At 43.0% G+C, this 21,962-nt stretch carries 18 protein-coding genes; 8 read left to right on the forward strand and 10 right to left on the reverse strand.

Annotated features, from left to right (window positions below):
* Positions 1-20: 20 nt before the first annotated feature.
* The 3 genes from L1D15_RS11830 to L1D15_RS11840 all read right to left on the reverse strand — a co-directional run bounded on the left by L1D15_RS11830 (position 21) and on the right by L1D15_RS11840 (position 3,425).
* Complete coding sequence (locus tag L1D15_RS11830) at positions 21-1,118, reverse strand: amino acid ABC transporter permease (protein ID WP_239836441.1); 1,098 nt, start codon at positions 1,116-1,118, stop codon at positions 21-23.
* Between the two features lies 1 nt (position 1,119).
* Positions 1,120-2,325, reverse strand: a complete 1,206-nt coding sequence (locus L1D15_RS11835) for an amino acid ABC transporter permease (RefSeq protein ID WP_239875772.1) — start codon at positions 2,323-2,325, stop codon at positions 1,120-1,122.
* Between the two features lie 71 nt (positions 2,326-2,396).
* On the reverse strand, positions 2,397-3,425 hold the full coding sequence (locus L1D15_RS11840; RefSeq protein ID WP_239866556.1) for an amino acid ABC transporter substrate-binding protein: 1,029 nt from the start codon (positions 3,423-3,425) through the stop codon (positions 2,397-2,399).
* Between the two features lie 462 nt (positions 3,426-3,887).
* Here L1D15_RS11840 and L1D15_RS11845 point away from each other — a divergent pair, with 462 nt between their 5' ends.
* A complete protein-coding gene (locus L1D15_RS11845) occupies positions 3,888-4,823 on the forward strand; it encodes a siroheme synthase (protein WP_239875773.1) in 936 nt (311 codons plus the stop codon).
* 58 nt (positions 4,824-4,881) lie between these two features.
* Here L1D15_RS11845 and L1D15_RS11850 read toward each other — a convergent pair whose 3' ends face one another.
* Both L1D15_RS11850 and L1D15_RS11855 read right to left on the reverse strand, forming a co-directional pair.
* Positions 4,882-5,367 (reverse strand): YajQ family cyclic di-GMP-binding protein, encoded by a 486-nt coding sequence (locus L1D15_RS11850; RefSeq protein ID WP_006962125.1) that lies wholly within the window; start codon positions 5,365-5,367, stop codon positions 4,882-4,884.
* A 17-nt stretch (positions 5,368-5,384) separates the two neighbouring features.
* Positions 5,385-6,437, reverse strand: a complete 1,053-nt coding sequence (locus tag L1D15_RS11855; protein ID WP_239836894.1) for a 3-deoxy-7-phosphoheptulonate synthase — start codon at positions 6,435-6,437, stop codon at positions 5,385-5,387.
* A gap of 209 nt (positions 6,438-6,646) precedes the next feature.
* On the opposite strand from L1D15_RS11855, the gene L1D15_RS11860 reads away from it, so the two are divergent.
* On the forward strand, positions 6,647-7,534 hold the full coding sequence (locus tag L1D15_RS11860; protein WP_239875774.1) for a putative PEP-binding protein: 888 nt from the start codon (positions 6,647-6,649) through the stop codon (positions 7,532-7,534).
* A 116-nt stretch (positions 7,535-7,650) separates the two neighbouring features.
* Positions 7,651-8,130: a DUF4442 domain-containing protein gene (locus tag L1D15_RS11865; protein WP_239875775.1), complete on the forward strand. Its 480-nt coding sequence runs from the start codon at positions 7,651-7,653 to the stop codon at positions 8,128-8,130.
* Here L1D15_RS11865 and L1D15_RS11870 read toward each other — a convergent pair.
* Positions 8,099-9,484 (reverse strand): hypothetical protein, encoded by a 1,386-nt coding sequence (locus L1D15_RS11870; protein ID WP_239836435.1) that lies wholly within the window; start codon positions 9,482-9,484, stop codon positions 8,099-8,101. The genes L1D15_RS11865 and L1D15_RS11870 overlap by 32 nt on opposite strands.
* A gap of 89 nt (positions 9,485-9,573) precedes the next feature.
* Between L1D15_RS11870 and L1D15_RS11875 the strand changes: the two genes are divergently transcribed.
* On the forward strand, positions 9,574-10,410 hold the full coding sequence (locus tag L1D15_RS11875; RefSeq protein WP_239875776.1) for a S1-like domain-containing RNA-binding protein: 837 nt from the start codon (positions 9,574-9,576) through the stop codon (positions 10,408-10,410).
* A 169-nt stretch (positions 10,411-10,579) separates the two neighbouring features.
* Here the strand turns inward: L1D15_RS11875 and rsmF are convergent, their stop codons facing one another.
* The 4 genes from rsmF to L1D15_RS11895 form a co-directional block, all read right to left on the reverse strand.
* Positions 10,580-12,001, reverse strand: coding sequence for a 16S rRNA (cytosine(1407)-C(5))-methyltransferase RsmF (rsmF, locus tag L1D15_RS11880; RefSeq protein WP_239875778.1), 1,422 nt, complete (start codon positions 11,999-12,001; stop codon positions 10,580-10,582).
* 93 nt (positions 12,002-12,094) lie between these two features.
* Entirely contained in the window at positions 12,095-14,728 is a 2,634-nt protein-coding gene (locus tag L1D15_RS11885; RefSeq protein WP_239875780.1) for an MlaD family protein, read from the reverse strand.
* Positions 14,721-15,995 (reverse strand): paraquat-inducible protein A, encoded by a 1,275-nt coding sequence (locus tag L1D15_RS11890; protein ID WP_239875782.1) that lies wholly within the window; start codon positions 15,993-15,995, stop codon positions 14,721-14,723. The genes L1D15_RS11885 and L1D15_RS11890 overlap by 8 nt, the downstream gene beginning before the upstream one ends.
* Before the next feature lie 33 nt (positions 15,996-16,028).
* Positions 16,029-17,825, reverse strand: a complete 1,797-nt coding sequence (locus tag L1D15_RS11895) for an ABC transporter ATP-binding protein (protein WP_239875783.1) — start codon at positions 17,823-17,825, stop codon at positions 16,029-16,031.
* An 88-nt stretch (positions 17,826-17,913) separates the two neighbouring features.
* Between L1D15_RS11895 and L1D15_RS11900 the strand changes: the two genes are divergently transcribed.
* The 4 genes from L1D15_RS11900 (at position 17,914) to L1D15_RS11915 (ending at position 21,928) form a co-directional block, all read left to right on the forward strand.
* Positions 17,914-18,387 carry a GAF domain-containing protein gene (locus L1D15_RS11900; protein WP_239875784.1) on the forward strand — a complete coding sequence of 158 codons (474 nt, stop codon included), beginning with the start codon at positions 17,914-17,916 and terminating at the stop codon, positions 18,385-18,387.
* A gap of 98 nt (positions 18,388-18,485) precedes the next feature.
* Complete coding sequence (gene proQ, locus L1D15_RS11905; protein WP_239875786.1) at positions 18,486-19,115, forward strand: RNA chaperone ProQ; 630 nt, start codon at positions 18,486-18,488, stop codon at positions 19,113-19,115.
* Between the two features lie 17 nt (positions 19,116-19,132).
* The gene (gene prc, locus L1D15_RS11910; RefSeq protein WP_239875787.1) at positions 19,133-21,127 is read left to right on the forward strand and encodes a carboxy terminal-processing peptidase; all 1,995 of its coding nucleotides are present in this window, start codon (positions 19,133-19,135) and stop codon (positions 21,125-21,127) included.
* Between the two features lie 138 nt (positions 21,128-21,265).
* On the forward strand, positions 21,266-21,928 hold the full coding sequence (locus tag L1D15_RS11915; protein WP_239866535.1) for a hypothetical protein: 663 nt from the start codon (positions 21,266-21,268) through the stop codon (positions 21,926-21,928).
* Positions 21,929-21,962: the final 34 nt, after the last annotated feature.

The raw sequence follows: 21,962 nt of genomic DNA on the forward strand, positions 1-21,962 counted from the left end.
TACGTCCTTGAGCTTTCTGATTATCGTTTGTGACCGGTATGAAGTTTGTTCTCTAGCCATATCGAATATCTCGACATGCCGAAACAAAATACCCAGAACACTAACGCGACAAATACATAACTTTCTGTTGCAAACCCAAGCCATTCTGGGTCAGTGTTTGCTGCTTGGCCGATTCCTAGTACATCAAACATACCAATAATTAGTACTAGACTGGTGTCTTTAAACAGCCCAATAAAGGTATTTACAATGGATGGAATGGTAATCTTCAATGCTTGAGGAAGAACAATCAAGCCCATTTTCTTCCAGTAACTTAGCCCTAATGCATCAGCCGCCTCATATTGGCCTTTAGGGATTGCCTGTAAGCCACCACGTACCACCTCAGCCATGTACGCAGCACTAAACATAACCACACCAATTAAAGCGCGAATAAGTTTGTCGGTTTCAGAGCCTTCCGCAAGAAACAGTGGAAGCATTACTGATGCCATGAAAAGAACCGTGATGAGCGGTACGCCACGCCAAATCTCTATGTAGACGGTACAGATGCTTCGAATGATTGGCATTTCAGAACGTCGACCCAGCGCCAGTGCTACACCAATAGGGAGAGACACAACAATACCGACAAGCGCTATGATTAGCGTAACCAGCAATCCGCCCCATTTGTGTGTTTCTACCACTTCTAGCCCAAATACGCCACCGTACAGCAGTGCAGCGATAATGAATGGGTAAATGTTGACGAAAAACAGCCATATCCACAAACGTTTTGGAGTCTTCTCGTAGGCTAACAATACTGTAAAGATTGCTAACGTAATGTAAAAAAGGCGAGGGCGCCAAAGCTCTTCTTGAGGGTAGAATCCGTACATGAACTGTTCCCAGCGTACACTGATAAATACCCAACAAGCGCCATCACGCGAACAGGCATCACGTGTGGTTCCGACCCAGTCGGCTTTTAAAATTCCCCAATCGAAAACAGTCCATAACAGTGATAAGGCAAGATAGGCCAAAATCACGGTCAGGATCGAATTTACTGGGCCATTAAACAGGTTTTTACGTAGCCAGCCTACAACGCCCACCGTATTAGCTGGTGGTGGTAGATCTGGCTGAAATTGATGTATCTTCATGCTATCTCTCCACCAAAGCAACTTTACGGTTGTAGATATTCATCAGAGCAGAAGTAATTAAGCTCAATGATAGGTATACCGCCATGGTCATTGCGATAATTTCAATCGCCTGGCCAGTTTGGTTAAGAGTTGTACCAGCAAATACGGAGACCAAATCTGGGTAACCAATGGCCATCGCCAATGATGAGTTTTTGGTTAAGTTCAGATACTGACTGGTCAAAGGTGGAATAATGATTCTCAACGCCTGAGGAACAATAACCAGTTTCAACGTTCTAGAACGAGGGAGACCAAGAGACATCGCGGCTTCAGTTTGACCGTGGCTGACGGCATTAATGCCTGAACGAACAATCTCTGCAATGAAAGACGCAGTATAAATACTTAACGCAAGCAATAAAGCAGCAAGTTCAGGGATGATGCTGACACCACCTTTAAAGTTGAAGCCTTTCAGTTCTGGATATTCTGCCGAAATTGGCGAACCCATAATAAAATAGACAACAACCGGAAGCACAAACACTAAGGCAAGCGCAATGCGACCCATTGGTGTTTGTTGGCCTGTTAAACGCTGTTTGTTGCGAGCCCAAATGCCAATAAAGATGGTCGCAATAATACCAATAACCAGAGACGCAATCACCACGGATGACCCAGCTTCAAAGATTGGAGCAGGGAAGTACAAACCTCGAACATTTAAGAAGATAGCTTCACCAAGGCTCAAACTTTGTCTAGCAGAAGGTAACGCCTGCAGAACGGCAAAGTACCAGAAGAAGATTTGCAGAAGTAGGGGGATATTGCGGAACGTTTCGATATATACAGCTGCCAGTCTGCTCACCAACCAGTTGGATGAAAGGCGGGCAATACCCATAACAAACCCAATGACAGTCGCAAGTATAATGCCGAGCACGGATACTAGGGCTGTGTTGAGTAGGCCAACGATGAAAGTGCGGCCATAAGAGAAGGTTTCATCATATTCAATCAGCGTTAGGCCAATCCCAAAGCCAGCTTCTTGCGTCAGAAATCCAAAACCTGTGGCGATACCGCGTGCCTCCAAGTTTGTCAGTGCATTGTTTACAATAGTGTAAAAGAAAAAGATCAGTGCAAGTATTGCGATAATCTGAAATACGACTGATCGAAAGGTGGGATTGTAAAAAAGGCTAGCGTTAGAAGTCGGTCCGTTATCCGCCTTCGACGCAACAGTATTAGTAGGTTTCATACAGCTATAACCTCAAATCCATTTTTGTAAAAAGGGCGGCTTACACCGCCCATTTTGTTGTAATGTATTGCTTAACGGATTGGTGGAGCGTACATAAAGCCGCCCGCATTCCATAGTGCGTTTACACCACGTGAGATTTGTAGTGGAGAGCCCTTACCTACAGTACGTTCAAAGCTTTCACCGTAGTTACCAACTTGTTTGATTACCTGGTAACCCCAGTCATCGCGGATACCAAGGCCTTTACCCTTAGGACCATCCACACCCAAAATACGTTTTACATTCGGATCTTTAGATTTTAGCATCTCGTCAGCATTTTTAGAGGAAATACCATATTCTTCAGCATTCACCATCGCCGAAAGTGTCCACTTGGCAATGTTGAACCATTGATCATCACCTTGACGTACCACTGGGCCTAGTGGTTCTTTAGAGATAATTTCAGGAAGAACTTCTGCTGAGCTTGGATCTTGAAGATTCAGGCGAAGGGCATACAGACCAGATTGGTCTGTGGTTAGGACATCACAACGACCTGCATCAAAACCTTTTGAAGTTTGAGCAGCTGTATCAAATACAACGGGTTTGTATGACATACCATTGTTGCGGAAGTAATCCGCAAGGTTTAGTTCAGTGGTGGTACCGGACTGAACACATACAGATGCACCGTCAAGTTCCTTCGCGCTCTTCAGACCCAAGTCTTTCTTGACCATGAAACCTTGACCATCGTAGTAATTGACGCCTACGAAGTTCAGACCCAATGCTGTATCACGGTGTAGAGTCCATGTAGTGTTACGAGACAGAACATCAATTTCACCAGACTGTAGTGCAGTGAAACGTTCTTTTGCAGTGAGGGGCACATACTTAACTTTAGATTTATCACCAAGAACAGCGGCTGCAAGAGCTTGACAGTATTCAACGTCAATACCTTCCCATTCGCCTTTGGAGTTTGGGTTAGAGAATCCTGGTAGACCGGTACTTACACCACAAGTTAGGAAACCCTGCTTAGTCACTTTATCCAAAGTGCTATCTGCTGCAAAAGCGCTCGTAGACATTAGAGCAGTAGAAGCCGCTACTACAGAAGCAAGAAGTGTTAGTTTGTTCGCCATTTGTATCCTTCCTGTATGATCCATGTTAAACCAGGTAACACCTGATACAACGAATGAAAAAATTGTTGTGTTTCAATAGTTATTGGCTGATTACTCAAATTTGAGTTGTATATAAATCAACCGTTTATAAGAGTAGGAAAGGATCTGTAAATTCTCAAATATATAATTTAAAAAGATTTATTAAACGAATCTACGAATCCAACCTGTGAATAGAATGACTAAATGTTACACGAATGTAAATAGTGCAAGACTTCACACTAATGGTGCAAACATAGAGACTCTCTATAAGTTAGTATTTACACAATATTTACATTTCGCACATTGAGTTAGGATTAAAATATAATTCTATAAATAGCATTAAATTTGGTGATAAATTATACGTTTCGCATTGTTGGGTTTATCGATGTGCCCCATTTTTGGTAGTATCGTCTGTATAGGTCGTAACATTGCTCAAGGATAAAAATGCAGTATTTTCCTCTGTTTATGAATCTCACCGACAAACCCGTTCTGGTTGTGGGGGGAGGAGAGGTTGCTTGTCGAAAAGTAGACAGCCTGATTCGTGCGGGGGCGGAAGTCACCATAGTGTCGCCCAATATTGAGCCTTATCTCCAAAAACTTGCCGAAAATGACGAGTGTTTGTGGGTACAGAACTTTTACTCTGAGGAACTACTAGATCGTAAATATCTACAGGTATGGGCAACGACAGACAACCCGGAGCTTAATCATCGTGTTTACCATGATGCGAAAGCGTTAGGTTTATTAGTGAATGTAGTCGATGATCAGCCATATTGTGATTTTATTACACCCTCGATGATAAATCGTGGAAGAATTCAGATTGCGATTTCGAGTGGTGGAGCTTCTCCTGTTTTGGTGCGTAATATCAGAGAGCAATTTGAAGCCACTTTGCCTCAGAACTTGTCATTACTGGCTGACTTTGGAGCATCAAAGCGTACTGACATCAAACAGCGATTACCTTCGGTTGATCTTCGACGAAAGTTTTGGGAGTCGTTCTTTAATCGCCCTGAAACTGAAATGGCAACAGAGCGAACGCAGCTAGAGGACGTCTATTTAAACACGCTTGAAAATAAGCTTGAAGCCCAAGGCTCAGTCACTTGGATAGACTATGGTCATGACGTTGAACTGCTTCCTATCAAGGCATTACGAATCATGCAGCAAGCTGAACTTGTATTTTTTGATAACGCTTGTCCGTTCGAGTTTGTTGATTTGATTAGAAGGGATGCAGAAAGAAAGGAGTATCGTGATGATGTGGACTTATCAGAGAGATTAGCAACGGCAAAAAGTGAGAATTTGAGAGTGGTAATCTTAGTTGCCCCAAGTTCTTCTCAGTATAATTTGCTGAAAAGCAGCGATATGCATATTCGATTGGGTTCAGCCTGAAGTCAGAAAAAACTGAGCCCGCCGTTAGCGGGCTCTGTGAGGATTATGAATAAAAAAGTTAGTCACGAAAATTGTCGTACTGGAACGGTTGGCCGAGGTCGGCTTCGCGAATCATGGCGATGGTTGACTGGAGATCATCACGTTTTTTGCCAGTGACTCGAACCTTCTCACCTTGAATTGACGCTTGCACTTTCAGCTTGGCATCCTTAATCGCTTTAACCACTTTCTTTGCTGTTGGGGTATCAATACCTTGTTTGAAAACAACAATTTGATGCCAGTTTTTGCCTGACGCTTCTTCCGCTTTTGCTTCCATTGCATTAACGTCAACACCACGCTTGGTTAAATGTGAACGTAAAATATCGCGCATTTGCTTTAGTTGGAAGTCACCTTCCGCATTTAAGCGTACCGATTCATCTTTCTGCATTTCGAATGACGCTTCAACACCACGGAAGTCAAAGCGAGTAGACAATTCACGAGATGCGTTATCTACTGCGTTACGAAGTTCAACCGTATCGATTTCAGATATAATATCAAAAGATGGCATTGCTCAATTTCCTTTCTTTAACCGCGTGATCTTACTGCTGATGCCAGCATATCTAGCATAGTTACAGTATCTTCCCAGCTCAAACACGGATCTGTGATTGACTGTCCGTATTTGAGGTTGCTGATGTCCTTCATTGGCTGATTGCCTTCGATAATAAAGCTTTCGGCCATAATACCCGCAATCTGATTTTTACCCGATGTGATTTGTTCGCAAATATTTTGTGCGACATCAAGTTGCTTGCGGTGTTGCTTTTGGCAGTTAGCATGACTGAAATCGACAACCAGACGTGGAGGTAGATCAAACTCTGCTAATTGCTGACAAGCGGCTTCAACAGAATCAGCGTCAAAATTCGGGCCTTTATCACCACCACGAAGAATCACGTGTCCGAATGGATTACCACTTGTGCGATAAACAGTCATGCGGCCATTTTTATCGGGTGAGTAGAAGTAGTGTGAAGCTTTGGACGCACGAATCGCATCGATAGCAATCTTAATGTTTCCGTTGGTGCCGTTCTTAAAGCCTACAGGACAGGATAAAGCAGAGGCCATTTCGCGGTGAATCTGTGACTCTGTAGTACGTGCACCAATGGCTCCCCAAGTAATCAAATCTGCAATATATTGACCAGTGATCATGTCGAGGAACTCGGTCGCAGTCGCTAATCCTAGCTTGTTGATATCTAAAAGCAATTTACGTGCTTTATTGAGGCCCGCTTCCAGTGCGTATGACCCATCTAAATTAGGATCTGTGATTAAGCCTTTCCAACCGACAACGGTGCGAGGCTTTTCAAAATAAGTTCGCATGACAACAAACAACTCGTCTTTGTATTGTTCTTGGATACTTGCAAGACGCTCAGCGTAATCAAGAGCTGCTTCTGTGTCATGGACTGAACAAGGGCCGACGATTACCAACAGACGGTTATCTTCCCCTACAAGAATCTTTTCAATTTGACGGCGAGACTCAGCTATGCGCTCTGCGACATCTTCCGTAATTGGGTGGGCGCTTCCAAGCTCTGCCGGAGTCGGCATTGGCCCCAGTGGTTGAGTTCTTAGTTCATCGGTTTTGAGTGGCATACGACAGCCTGTTCTTTTATTGCGAAGCGGTAAAGATAACGGAAACGTCAGTAGGAATAAACCTCTTATCTGCATTCTTAGAGTGCTTATTACTCTAGAGTGAAATTTTATTCACTTATTGTTACTAAAGATGCTTTTTAACTTGTTTTAGAAGAGGACTGTCGGTATGTTCGGTGTAGAACAACACAGTAAAAATGCACGGAGCAGTAATGAGCATTAAAACTTCAGACAACTTGCATTCAGAGCTGAACATAGGCGATGCACTGCCGGGGCCAGAAAACACTTCTGATAGCCCTCATCTCTTTGTTTCTTTATCAGATTTAGCCTCAGAACATATTTTCTATCACCCATGTTATAAGACTGTGGAGTCGACTTTGGATGATGTGGAACGCAACTCTATCGAAGCGATACTGGGCAGCGCTTCTGCTGAGGATCATTTTGTAGCGACGTTAACCGAACAGGTGTTGCAAGCTATTCAACCGAACCACCAGTCAATCCGAGTTGCATTGAGCAGTGCCGATAGCTATGAACTTGGTTCTCTTCTTGGCGGTAAAGTAGAGAGCACAGAGATAAACCCGGCCTTGGGGGTTCGTGGCGTATCTCGTTATGCATCAGAGCCTTTCAATTCAGTTTTTGCTCTCGAATGTAAGGTGATTAAGACACTGCAACAGCAGGGTGTGCAAGTGGATATTGTCATCCCATTTGTTAGAGCGCTATCAGATGCTGCAAAAATCATAGATTTGTTAGCTGAGCAGGGTTTACCTCGTGGGCTAAATGGTTTGAAAGTACTGTATACCGTTGATGTCCCTTCTGCTGCTCTTATGTCGGAGCGTTTACTGCACTACTTTGATGGTGTGGTCATTAACCTAGAGAACTTAGCTCAATTTACCTTAGGTGTTGACCGACTTAATGAAGAATTAGAGTACCTATTTGATCCGCAAAGTGAAGCGGTTATCGATCTTATCGATAAGTCTGTTAGAGCTGCGAATAGCAGTAGCAAGCCAATCGTTATGATCAGTAGCGGCTTAGCCCGTTATCATAGAATTCAAGATTATATGGTTGAGCATTCGGATATTGAACTTGTAGTGACGCTGTAACCAACGGTTAGGTGATACGGCTATAATTTCATAAGCAAGATGTTAACAAAGTGTTGACATCTTCTTTTGGACAGTATGAACTAGACGTACAAATAATAACATGTCGGACCAGTTTAATGCTCTCTCTACTCGCCAAAGCAAATCTATATCTCAAGCTCTTCGGATTCTTCAAAGTGCCATTGATCTGGCTATGCCGACCTACAATATTAAAACTCGACTCTCAGTCAGTTGAAATTAAAATCCCCCTCAAACGAAAAACAAAAAACCATCTAAATAGTATGTATTTTGGTGTTTTGGCTGTGGGGGCTGACGTAGCGGGTGGTTTCATGGCAATGAGCAAAGCACAAGAGCGTGGGCATAAAGTATCACTGGCATTTAAAGCCGTCGATGGACAGTTCTTGAAGCGACCAGAAAGTGATGTCCATTTCGTTTGCAACGACGGCGCGCTTATTGATCAAATGTTGGATGAAGCATTAGAAACTGGAGAACGAATCAACCAACCGGTCAAAATCACTGCGCTATGCCCAAGCCTACATGGCAACGAGCCGATGGCAGAGTTTCAACTTACTCTTTCATTGAAGAGAATGGGTGGTTGATGTCATCGACCTCCATTTGTTCAATTGCCACAATCTTGTTTCGATTAAGAACAATTTTCCATCGATAAAAGTTGGGCTCGCCATTGTGATTATCTTCTTTCGCGATCAGGTTGATCAGATGTCGCTTTTCAACGGATTCTTTACTGACTTGACCATTATTGAGTGTGTAAACCTTATTTGAACCTTTGTCCATTAAACGCATAAATGGTCTCATACTGAGCATCATGGACTCGCGAGTTTCTTCATAACCACTCATAAACTTGGACGTCGACATTTCTGTTTCTGAACGATAATGCAGGATTTGTTCTTCACGCTGTACAACGCGTTTTTTGCGGATTAATTGAATCCGATCGGGCAACTTGAGGATATTTTTATAATCTAACCACTCAAGCTTTTGACCGACCGCTTTATTGGTTGTAGGGTCCAAGTAGTATTTACGCCATTTAGGCCTGCCTTTACGTATCCAACGCCACATAACGTCGCGTAGATCATCTTTAAATATTTCACGTAACGCATAAACGAACGACATCAAAATGATGAAAGAAACAGTGATCTCACCCCAGTAGTCACGAGCTAGGATGGCTGTAATAGTGACGAAAACCATAACAAAGCCGGTTGCAGAGCCTTTGACAACGCGCTTCATGTTTTTCCCGAGTGATTGAGTCTTTGCTTTCAATACAACGGGATGCTCAATCAATCGACGTAGCAAACGCATTTTGTTACTAAGCCGTGTTACATCGTCACGAACACTTTCAGAGTTGTAATTGTTGAGCTTGCGGTGTGCGGCTTCTTTCTCAATAATCGCCAGTAATCGATCTTTAATGGTCTTATAATCATTGTCTCTTGGCATATGCGCAATCAATGACATGAATCGTTGACCTGTGTACCAAGAAAGGTAGTTATCAATGTTAGCGTAGTAGCGTTTGAGGCTTTCCTCGTAAGGAATTCCTCGTCTGAGTTTTTTCAGTATATCTAAAGCAAGCTCAATGACTTCATCGACTTCATCTGTCGTAATGACATCGGAATTATGCTTATTAAGTTCATTCACGGCTTTATCTAAAGCAATCACATATTGATAAGCAAACAAACTCAAACTCACGCGATATTGAGTTGAGGATAGGCGGCCACGCTTTGCCAATCGACTGTGTACAAGCGGGAGAAGTGTTTTATCACTATAGTAGGCACGTTTTTGTACGATGGATTCGTAGTAAATCTCACTTTCTTTAAGCACATCGGGCGTTAGGCCAAGTTCGCCAGGAATGAAAAAGTAGAGGTCGAGATCTGACTTCTTAGAGGAAGCCATAGCGTGGGAAATCTTGAGAGTGATGCCGTCCTGCTTATCAACGGTGAGCAAAGAGTACTCCTGAAAAAATTATAATTATCTGGCGAAAGCATAACAGAGTTTCGGTATAATCTCCGCAAATTTAGCAAGAGACAGTTGAAATGATTAAAGTTGGTCAGATAAACCACTTAGAAGTAGTAAAGAAAGCAGATTTTGGCGTATTTCTCGATGCGGAGGATTTTGGAACGAGTTTATTACCAAATAAATTTGTTCCCGAAGGTACCGAAGTCGGTCAGTCTATCGATGCTTTTTTATACTTCGATTCAGACAATCAGCTGGTTGCAACTACAGAAACTCCAATTGCTCAAGTGGGTGAGTGGGGGCTGATGAAGATTCAAGGAATTAATAGCACAGGTGCCTTCGCAGATTGGGGCATCAAAGGCAAAGACCTATTGATTCCATTCAGTGAGCAGCGTGGGCGTTTCTCCGAAGGTCAAACTGTCCTTGTATACGTTTATACTGATAAAGCTTCTGGACGAATTGTTGGCACCACCAAGTTCAACAAAGTGTTGGACAAGACGCCAGCAAACTATACACGTAATCAGCAAGTGGATCTCATTATTGCTGAGCGAAGTGACCTTGGTTTTAAAGCGATCGTGGAAGGTGAACATTGGGGAATGATCTTTAAATCTGATGTGTTCGGAAAGCTGTTCATTGGTAAACGTCTAAAAGGTTATATCAAAGCGGTTAGAGAAGACGGTAAGATCGATCTATCGCTACAGAAAGTCGGTGTGGCTAAAATGGATGACTTGAGTCAGAAAGTTCTAGACCTCCTTGAAAAAAAAGGTGGGTTTCTTCCATTGAACGACAAATCATCACCGGAAAGTATTTTTGCTGCATTTCGTACCAGTAAAGGCACTTTCAAGAAAACAATTGGTGGGTTGTATAAGCAAGGAAAAATTACGATAGAGAAAGATGGGATTCGTATCGCTTCGTAATTGAGTCCAAAAAAAGGCCCGAAGCAGATATTGCTTTGGGCCTAGGGGAATGGCTCTTATGAGCCTGCGCTAACTATTTGATATTCTATGACTTATCATTAACTAAAGTGTAGTACATCATCATCGTTTCGCTAGGCATATGTGGAGTTTTCTACTGAAAAATACCCATTTAGAATAGGTTTTTATCTCGAACTAACTCTCTAGGTAGGCCATTCTTCACTCGATTTCCTACCCATTTTCCCAAGCCAATCACATCGTTACCAAGTTTGACGATCACTTCGCCTTTGCCAGATTGATTTTGCGGTCTGACATCTCTGCCCATGAACCACTCACGAGCCTCATCGACGGATAATACAATGCTGTTAGCTTCATTACCTGAGGCTAAGGCCATTGCCACTTGGTGTTGCCAGCGATAGCCTTTCTTATGTGATTCGGCGATTTTTATCCCCATTCGAGAGAATCTAAACTCTCCAAGCATGGGCTCTAATGCATTGGGGAAAAGCCAAACATCATTATCACGTAGCCATACTGCCGCATCTTGTGGAAGTTTAATCCCCAAACTTTCGTTCAGCTGTTTACTAATATCCTGCTGAACTTTTTTAGACGCTTTTTCAAATGGGAATTTGCCCAAGCGTTTCTTGACTTGTGGTGCTTCGGCTGAACCTAGCTTTTTGATCTTTGCTACAAAGAATCCCTCACAATCGTACATCTGAGGAAAAATATGCAGGAAACCTTCCTCGGTGAGTGCTTTTTCGGCGCTGGGGAATAGGGAGTTGAGTGGCTGAAATTCAACTAGATCACCAAACTTTTCTTTCAAGTACAAACAGACATGTTGGTTTTCCTCAATACTTAAGGTGCATGTTGAGTAGACCATCGTGCCTTCTGGTTTTAGAGCGTGAAATGCGCTTTCTATCAAATCTTTTTGTGTATCAGAAATCGAAATAACGGATTCTTTACTCCAGTTTTTCATCGCATCGGCATCTTTGCGAACAGTACCTTCGCCAGAACACGGAGCATCGATCAACACGGCATCAAACTGTTCCGGTAACCAACCACCAAAGACCCGACCGTCATAGTTGCTTAATGCAGTGTTTCGAACACCGCAACGTTCAATGTTTGCATGTAATACCTTGACTCGACTGGCCGAGAATTCATTGGCAACTAATACGCCATTATTTCTCATACTTGCGGCAATTTGAGTAGTTTTTGAGCCTGGGGCTGCAGCCATGTCCAAGACACGATGAAATTCGTTTTTTCCTTCAAAAAGAGCAGCTGCAGGCATCATGGAGCTGGCTTCCTGAATGTAGAACAAGCCAGACATATGCTCTGCTGTGTTACCTAAAGGTGTGTCAGATTCATCTGCCTCAATCCAAAAGCCTTCTGTACACCAAGGGACTGGTGTAAGGCGCCAACCTTTATCAGAGGCACGTCGGGTAAAATCATCAATGGAAATCTTCAGGGTATTGACGCGGATACTTTTGCGCAGTGGACGTTGGCATGCGGCGATGAAGTCGTCCATATAGAGGCCATCAGGAAGTATAGCCTCCATCTCTTTCAAGAATTCTTCTGGTAAGTAGACGTTCTGATGCAAGGTTCTGTCTCGGTTTGTAAAGAGGCAGGGATTATAGCGGATAGAAAAACAAAACGCAGCGAGATATCGCTGCGTTTTATTAGGTTACTGACGTTATGGCTTGGGTATGGCTGTACGCCATGTATTCCAGTTTTCTTCTGGTGTAGGGTAAAGAAAGAAGGATTGTCCTTCTTGAGCGGCGGGTTGCAGTTGATTACCCTCAGGAGTTGAGAAGGTAATTCCGCCCCGAACAAGGCTATCTATGGTGCCCGCTTTAATGTTGGCCCCACCAAGACCGATTGAAACATCGACGCCAGAAGTGTTCCAGAACACGCTGTTTCGACGGACGAGGTAAGCGTATTTTGGATTGATGGAGATAGTTGATACAACGCGATCGGCGAACTCACCAAGTTCGACATTGGTGACTTTACCGACCTCAATCTCTCTGTAGAGAACGGGAGTCCCTTTGGTGACAGAGCCGCGAGATTCGCTCTGTAATGTGAAACTCACTCCTTGGCTGTCTTTTTCTTCCTTGTGTAAAGTGAAAGTGTGCTCTGGCTTACCTGAACCTGGGGTGACATTGATCGTCTGCGTGAGCAGGTTTTGTAGGTTCTTAACGCCATCTAGGCCTAACGTAGCTTGCTCAACCCAGAAATAGCTGTTTTCTCTTGCCAATTTGTCAGCATACTCTGGAAGCACACGAAGTTTGATCTCAACTCGTTTGTGGTTAAAGTCAGGTACGACTAAGGTCACTTCACCAACTTTGACGCCGTTGTATTTGACAGCGGTACCTTTGGTGATGTTGTTCTCACCCTCAGCATTGACTGTTATGACATGGCCAAATTTTCTAGCTGTTTTAAAATCTTGGTAAAGCAGCCATTTGTCATTCTGTTTATTCTCGACGCCGGGTAAAGAGTCAAACGCGATGCCACCTTGAATCAAGGATTTTAGCGGTGCAGCCTTGACACTGAAACCTGAAAGACTGGCGTCTACTTCGACGCCAGAACGGTTCCAGAAAACCGTTTGCTCTGTTATGAGGTGCTTGTATTGGTTTTCAATACTGGCTGAAATAATGATGCCCCCATCGACTAAGTGGAAGTCTGAAATACTTCCAACCTGTAGGTTGCGGTAAAGTAGGGGACTTCCCTTGCTAATTGGTGGCAACTCATTAGCAAAGAGCGTGATCATCTGTGAACCAGACATGTTGTATTTGGCGAGTTCAGCCAGCGATTTACTTGGGTAGAGAGTATATTGCTCTCTAGGGTCTTGATCCCCTTCACTGACATAGCTAATCGAACCAGTCAAAAGCTGTTGGGCGGGAGGAACGCTAATGTTCAGGCCTGATTCTGTCAATTCAGCGGTGGCGCTGCCTGTTACAAAAAAGCGGTTCTGCGACTTAATCGTCTTTGCGTAAGCTTTGTCCACCAGCACATCTAAATGCACTTTTTCGTTGATTAAGGAAACGTTAGTTACTTCACCGACCGTGATCCCACGATAAAGAACATTAGCACCGGCTCCTAAGCCAAATGAGTTGTCAGCAATCAACGTAATGGCGACTGATTTAGCTTGTTGCTTGTTGAACTGCTCTTTCCGAATGGCGTTGAAGTAACGAGAGCGCTCGCCTTTACCTGGCACGAGAGTGAGGAAATTGCCTTTCACCAAGTTAGTTAGGTTTTCTACACCAGAAAGAGAGACTTTCGCTTCTTCGAGGATAAAATTACTTCCGCTCGTCAGCATGTCTGAGAAAGCAGGCTGAATGGCTGCTGAGGCGACAATTTCCTTTCGGCCATTACTAAGTTGTAAATCAGTAATCTGACCAATTTCAATCCCTCTATACATGATGGGAGCACCAGTTGGGCTGATCTGATTATCATCTGGAAGTGTGATTTTGATTGGTATACCTCGCCCCGCAGTTTTTAGATCGGGGTAAAGTTTAAATCTCGTATTATCTGCAACCGGCTCGCCACCGTCTGGAGAATCAACCGCAATAGAGCCTCCAATTAAAGCACTCAAGCTCTCCAATCGCACATCAACGCCATCAAAACCGATATTGGCACCCAGACCACTGACGTTCCAAAAGCGGCTTTCATCAGTGATAATTGTCCGATATTCATCGCGGATAGAAGCTTGAATTAGTACATTTTTACCGTGTTCATCAAGCTGATAGCTGTATACCTCACCAATTGGGATTTTACGATAAACTATCTGAGAACCGACGGAAATACCGCCGAGATCTTCTGCCCGTAAAGTAATACTAAGCCCCTCACGAGTCAGAATATCTGAAGGCGCGCGTTCCAGTGCGGTAAATTTGGTTTCTGGTTCAGAAGGGTTATCACTTGGTTGGATAGCAATATAGTTACCGGAGACCAAAGCATCTAACCCGGAAATGCCTGAGAGACTTGCCGTGGGCTTCACCATCCAGAAGCGTGTTTCTTTTGATAGCAACTTAGTGGCTTCAGGATAAATATCCGCGTCGACATAGATACTTTCTAAATCTTCGGAGAGGTTGATATCACGCACCATTCCCACTTCTAGGCCTTGGTAGCGAATCGTTGTTCTACCCGCCACTAGCCCTTGAGCATCAGAGAAATAGATTTGAATTCGCTGACCCGCATCATTAATTGCCTTCACTACTAACCATCCTGCTAAAACCATGGTTAAAACAGGCAAAAGCCATAAAGGCGATATCCCCTTGTTACGCTTGATATCTGGTGAGTAAGAAGGTTGATTAGAAGATGAATTAGTCATTTAAAGGCTCTTCTTTTTTCTCTGAGTTGTTTTTTGCCGGATCAGAGTAATTGTCCCAGAGTAATCTAGGATCAATACTTTCAGCAGCTAGCATAGTCAGTACAACAACGATTCCAAATGCGACAGCCCCATATCCAGGGGTAAAATCTAGAATCTGACCACGATCTACCAATGTCATCATAATGGATATCACAAACAGGTCCATCATAGACCAACGTCCAATCCACTTAATAACAAAATAAATAGTCATTCGTTGGCGGTGAAACACTTTACGTTTTAATTGGATAGCCAGCAATAAATAGGCCAAACCGATGATTTTTGCTACAGGTACGACAATGCTGGCTACGAATATAATGACAGCAATGCCTGGCATTCCATTCTTCACAAGTGACGCCACACCGGAAAAAATCGTGTCTTCCAATCGTTGGCCATTCGTAATTAAGATAGAAATTGGGATGAGGTTGGCAGGGAAAATAGCAATGGTAGCGGCAACTAAATAGGACCATGTCAGTGGTATTGAATGCGGCTTTCGGTGATAGATTGGTTTATGGCAACGAACACATTCTAAGCCTTCCGGCTGAGATAGGTGACAATGGTGACAGTGCAGCTGCTTCTCTTTGAATTGATATGAAAACTCTGATTCATACGCTTCCCAATAATGTCGAACACTAACACGAGTTACTAGCATAACGGTGGCGACTTGCAATAGGACTAAGCCATATAAGCCTACACCAACATAAATATCGGAATAATCTTGAAGTTTGAAACATGAAATAGCGACACTAACAAGAAAGACATCGATCATGACCCAATTTTTAAGATGTTGGATCAAATAAAGGGAATGTTTGAGCAATTGGAAGTCACGACGTTTTAATGCAAGATGAGCAGTTAATACGGAGCCGCTCACAAGCAACGGGGCGATTGAGCTACAGAAAATAATCAAGACCGATAGGAAAATAAACCCTTCATTGAATAATGTGAAGACACCTGAAGGTAGCGTCGCTGGAATCATTACCCCGAACAAGCGAATACTAATAAAGTCAAAGAAGTGAGAGGGGATAAACAACAACAAGCAGGTTATTGCGATGGCTAAATTGCCAGATAGAGAAGGTGTTCCCCCCCTATATAGCTGACTACCACAACGAGGGCAGAATGCGCTTTTGCCTCGAGCGACTGCAACGGTATCAATGGGCAACTCGCAGCCATGGCATAACCTAATATGAGAAGTTTCAGATAAGTGAGGTGCAAGATTTTGCGGAGGGCTCATAACGCCCTCCTTAAATGGCATGCAGTCAGGGTTTTAGGCGTGCGATTGAACGCTTCCATAAAGCGTCTGGTATAATCCTTCTTGTTCAACCAACTCAACATGCGTGCCTGCCTGTGTAACTTGTCCATCTTCTAAAACGTAGATCAAATCAGCCTGTTTTACTGCTGAGAGTCGATGCGCCACAATCAAGGTTGTGCGCCCATTCAAAAACTCTGTCAGCGCTTTGTGTAGTGCTGCCTCGGTAGCGGTGTCTAAAGCAGAAGTCGCTTCATCCAGAATGACAAACTTAGGATCGCTTAAAATCATACGAGCGATTGCTAGGCGCTGCCTTTGTCCGCCTGATAAACGAATGCCATTTCGGCCCACTTGAGTATCTAAGCCATCACTTAACTGGCTAATGACATCTTGCATCTGTGCGATATCAAGAGCACGCCATAGTTGTAGATCATCGTAGTCGGAACCGAGTGTCAAATTATGCCTTAAACTGTCGTTGAATAGTATAGGTTGTTGTAATACAACAGCAATTTGTTCACGAATTACATCAAAACTGATATCATCGGTTGTCTCACCATTGAATCGTATGATGCCTGAGTCTTGGCGATAAACACCAATGAGCAACTGAATTAGTGTCGATTTTCCACCACCGCTTGCACCAACTAATGCCACTTTTTTCCCTGCGGGAATACTAAGACTCAAATTATTGAGGACTCGGCTCTCTTCATTGTAAGAAAAGTCAACGTTTTCGATTCTAACATCCACTTCTCTATCTTCAGTGAATGGGTTGGTTTTGCTGACAGGGCGATGCTCTTCTTCTAAATCAAGGAGAGCATTAATACGGGCCATTGCAGCTTTTGCGCTATACCAAGAAAACTGAATACCGAGTAGCTCCTGTACCGGGCTAAGCATAAACCAAAGGTAGCCAAAGACGGCAAAAATCTGTCCGATGGTTAAATCACTAAACAGGACCATTAACATGGCTACTGCGCGAAAAAGTTCAAAGCCCAAGAGGAATAGCAAGAAAGAAACTCGACCAGCTGCTTCTGATTGCCATGCGTATTTATCCGCATCAAGGCGAACTTGGTTTGCCTGCTGCTTTAACTCGCCGAGAAACTCACGCTCGCGATTAGCTGCTCGTAGTTGATAAATACCGTCTAAGGTCTCGACCAGCCGGTTTTGGAAGCGCTCGAAGGACTGGTTTTCCCTTTTTTTAAGGTGCTTAACTTTACTGCCGAGTTTGCGAGAGAAGTAGATGACAATAGGGTTGACTAGAAGAATAAATAGCCCAAGGCGCCATTCCAACCAAAGCAATACACCAGCGGTGCCGATAACTGTAAGTAAGCTAATAAGAAACTTGCTTAGTGTCGTCCCAATAAATTGATCGATGGTTTCCACATCGGTGATTAAGTGAGCATTAATGCCACCACTACCACGAGTTTCATATTGTCTGATACTAATACGCCCCAACTTATCAATCATTTTACTTCGCATTTGATAAGTGATGGTCTTGGAAATTAACGTAAACTGTCGCCCCTGAAGAATATTTAGTCCTTGGCTGACGGTGCGCATGAGAATGACGAGAAGCAGTGTCAAGAAGATATAACCTGTTGGAGTATGCATTGAAACAGGTAACACTTTATTCATCAACTCGAGGCCGGTTGCAGGTTGGTTTAGAAGAACTTCATCAACCATTAAAGGCATCAAAAGCGGGATAGGGACACTCACAAGAGTGGCTATCAACGCGATAATATTAGCGAGAACAAGTTTCGACTTGTGTTGTTTTACTTGAGTTATTAGCCAAGAACGGCTAATAGTGTTGGGGTTATCAGACATTATAATGAGAATGCTTACTATTTATAATTTACGGAAGATTGTACGTTGATTCATGATGGAAGTCTCTCATTTTCAAATGGAAGTCAGTATGAAAATAGAACATTACCACCGCTTAACCAAGCAAGCTGTCGCACTTTTAGAATCGGAAAAAGACCTTATCGCCAACTTATCTAATTTAAGTGCTCTTTTGAACATGGAGCTTGAGGAACTTAATTGGGTGGGCTTTTATCTAATGAAAGAAGGGGAACTGGTCCTTGGGCCATTTCAAGGTAAACCTGCGTGCGTAAGAATTCCTGTGGGTCGTGGGGTGTGCGGTACTGCGGTTGCAATGAATACTGTTCAGAGGATTCATGATGTGCGTGAGTTTGAAGGCCATATTGCGTGTGATGCGGCGAGTAATTCTGAGATCGTCATTCCATTTAGCATTAACGGTAATATTGTAGGTGTTCTGGATATTGATAGTCCGAAAGTCGGCCGATTTAGTGAAACAGATGAAGAAGGTTTGACTTTTTTGATGAGCGAAGTGGAAAAGCTGCTTAATTCACACGCTATCAGTGCATAATTTCCAGATTGAGTGTGGTTTTTCGCTTGCAGGTCACTATAATACCTGAAATATTTATCTTAATGCTCGCGGACAGACCGCACTAACCAGGACTCCTCATGGAAAACACTGAAAAGTTAAAAAACAGCAAAGAAGTTATTTCCTATATTGCTGAATGTTTCCCTAAGTGCTTTACTTTAGAAGGTGAAGCAAAACCACTTAAAATTGGTATTTTTCAAGATCTTGCGGAACGTCTAAGTGACGATCCTAAGGTGAGTAAAACTCAGCTTCGTGCAGCGTTAAGACAGTACACTTCATCATGGCGTTACCTACACGGTGTCAAGCCGGGGGCGACTCGTGTTGATCTAGATGGCAATCCAGCGGGTGAGCTAGAAGAAGAGCATGTTGAACACGCGAAAACAGCACTAGCTGAAAGCAAAGCAAAAGTGCAAGCTCGTCGTAAAGAGCAAGCTCAAAAAGCTCGTGAAGAAGGTAAAGCGAAAGCTAAACCGGCGAATAAAAAGCCACAGAGCCGTCGCCCACAGCAAAACAAAACACAGAAAGCCAACAAGCCAGTAGAAACGCGTGCTCTGAACGCTGACGAAATGACGATCGGTAATCAAGTAAACGTAAATATGGGCAAAGGAAACATGGCTGCGACTATCGTTGAAATTAATAAGGAAGATGTGCGTGTTCAACTGTCTAACGGCCTGCAAATGGTTGTTAAAGCGGAGCACCTGCGCGCATAAAGGAGATACTCCTACGCATGAAATGCCGTTCAAAATTGTCGCTGATTGCTGCTAGCCTCTGGCTGGCAGCTTCTTCAGCAAGCGCTCTTGAAGCGAAAATTAACCTCGAAGACTTACCTGTCTTAACTCCCGAAGATCAACATGCAACTGCAAGTAAACGTGTTACCTCACGTTTCACTCGCTCCCATTACAAGCACTTCACTCTCAACGATCAGTTTTCTCAAGCGATATTTCAGCGCTATATTGAATCTCTTGATTTCAACAGAAATGTATTCACTCAAGCTGACATCGATTCATTCAATAAGGTAGCGTTGGATATTGATGACCAGCTAAAGTCAGGTAATAACCAAATCGCTTTTGACATCTATAACTTGTCGATGAAACGTCGCTACGAAAGGTTTGTCTATGCGTTGTCTCTACTTGATAACGAAATGAAGTTTGATACAGATGAAAGTATTGAACTTGATCGTAGTGAAGCGGCTTGGCCGAAAGATACAGCAGAGCTTAATGAGCTATGGAGAAAACGTGTTAAATATGATGCGTTGAATCTCAAGCTAACCGGTAAAAACTGGGATGAAATTAAAGACGTTTTAGGCAAACGTTATAACAATGCACTCAAGCGCCTCAGCCAAACTCATAATGAGGATGCATTCCAACTGTATATGAATGCGTTTGCTCGAGAAGTGGACCCACACACCAGTTACCTTTCTCCTCGAAATGCTGAGCAGTTCCAAACAGAGATGAATTTGTCTCTAGAAGGTATTGGCGCGGTTCTTCAAATGACAGATGATTACACTGTTATTCGTTCATTAGTGGTTGGTGGCCCAGCATCCAAGAGCAAACAATTGGCTGAAGGTGATCGTATCATCGGTGTTGGTCAGGATGGCGAAGGTATCGTTGATGTCATCGGCTGGAGGTTGGATGATGTTGTTCAACTAATCAAAGGGCCGAAGGGCACTAAAGTGTATCTGCAAATCTTGCCTGAAGGTAAAGATGCTAACGCGGAAGTCATTACCATTGTTCGAGATAAAATCCGACTTGAAGACCGCGCTGTAAAGTCTGAGGTGGTTGAAAAAGATGGTAAGAAGATTGGCATACTAGAAGTACCAAGCTTTTATGTTGGCCTTGCGAAAGACACAGATAAATTGATTACAGAACTGAAAGGTAAAGGTGTTGACGGTATCATTGTTGATCTTCGCAACAATGGTGGTGGAGCACTGACGGAAGCGACGGCTTTATCCGGCCTTTTTATTACCAGTGGGCCAGTGGTGCAAGTTCGCGACAGTTACGGGCGTGTCAATGTGAATAGTGACACTGATGGTAAAATCAGTTACGACGGCCCTATGACAGTTCTTATTAATCGATACAGTGCATCGGCTTCAGAAATTTTTGCTGCTGCAATGCAAGACTATGGCCGAGCAATCGTTCTAGGTGAAAACTCATTTGGTAAAGGGACTGTGCAACAGCATCGCTCTTTAAATCATATTTATGATCTATTTGATAAAGAGCTGGGTTATGTACAGTACACGATTCAAAAGTTTTATCGCATCGATGGTGGCAGTACTCAGAACAAAGGTGTAGCACCCGATATTGCGTTCCCAACCCCGATCGAACCAAGCGATACGGGTGAAAGCGTTGAAGACAATGCGCTGCCTTGGGATAGTATTGATAAAGCTAAATATGAAGTGTTACAGCGTAACAGTGAATTAATCAAAAAACTCGATGCTCAGCATCAGGCAAGAATAGCTAAGGATTTAGAGTTCCAGTTTATTTCTGAGGATATTGCGAAATACAAAGCAGAAAAAGACGATAATACTTTGTCTCTTAACGAGAAAGTTCGTAAGGATGAAAGTGATAAAGCGGATGACGATCGCTTGGCTCGTATTAATTTAAGGCAAACTGCTCATGGAGAGAAACCATTTGAATCTCTTGATGACGTGCCAAAAGATTATGAAGCTCCAGATGCATACTTGGATGAGTCGATAGCTATCATGGTTGATATGATTAAGTAATTGAAATATTTGAAATAAAAAGCGAGCTACAAATTAGCTCGCTTTTTTTATTTAAATAATTAACGTGATATAGATCAAAAAATTTCGCTTATTCAGATTTCCGCACCTAAGCTTATAGAAAAGAGTGAGGGATGCGATATGAGATGGATTGGAATTCTACTGACTTGTATAAGCGTTTCTGTGTTCGCAAGCGAAACCAGAGATAACAGCGATTTGACTCAATTCGATCAACCATTCTTACTTGGGGATTGGTACCTTGTGAATCCAAACCCAGAACAATCAGAAGAAAATTTCTTAGCAATCAAACTTAGTCTCGACTCCAACTACAGTTTCCAAATTGATATTCAAAAGCGTGATTACTCTGTGGATCATTGGGAGGGGCTTTATGCGGCAAATGAAGATACGATAATTCTAGGTTTAAACACGTCTGAGCCGCAAATATACAATTACAGCAGTAACCATAATATGCTTAACCTTAATGGCGTGGTTTTCACAAAAGCTTTATCTAATTCACTTGCCGGTATGTGGTCTAGTGCTCAGCTAAGTGGGCATGAAATGCTTGCAAGCGAAGTGCAACGTATGGATCTTATTTTGCAGCCAGATTTTGTGTTCATGTTTAGAGTCAGCAATGAAGAAGGTGATGAAGCAATCCATAAAGGTGTTTATTACACAGAAGGTGAGCATTTAGTTTTACTGTATGAAAATGGTGAGCATGAAACGAGATACAGCTTGAACAGTGATATTTTGACATTAGAGATGGAAGAAGGTGCACTTTATGCTGTTTTGAATCGAGTCAGGTGATATAACAAGCATTAAAAGATGGTGATTATTTAGA

Origin of the sequence: Vibrio sp. Isolate25, assembly GCF_022398025.1 — a bacterium.
Lineage (GTDB): Bacteria > Pseudomonadota > Gammaproteobacteria > Enterobacterales > Vibrionaceae > Vibrio > Vibrio coralliilyticus_A.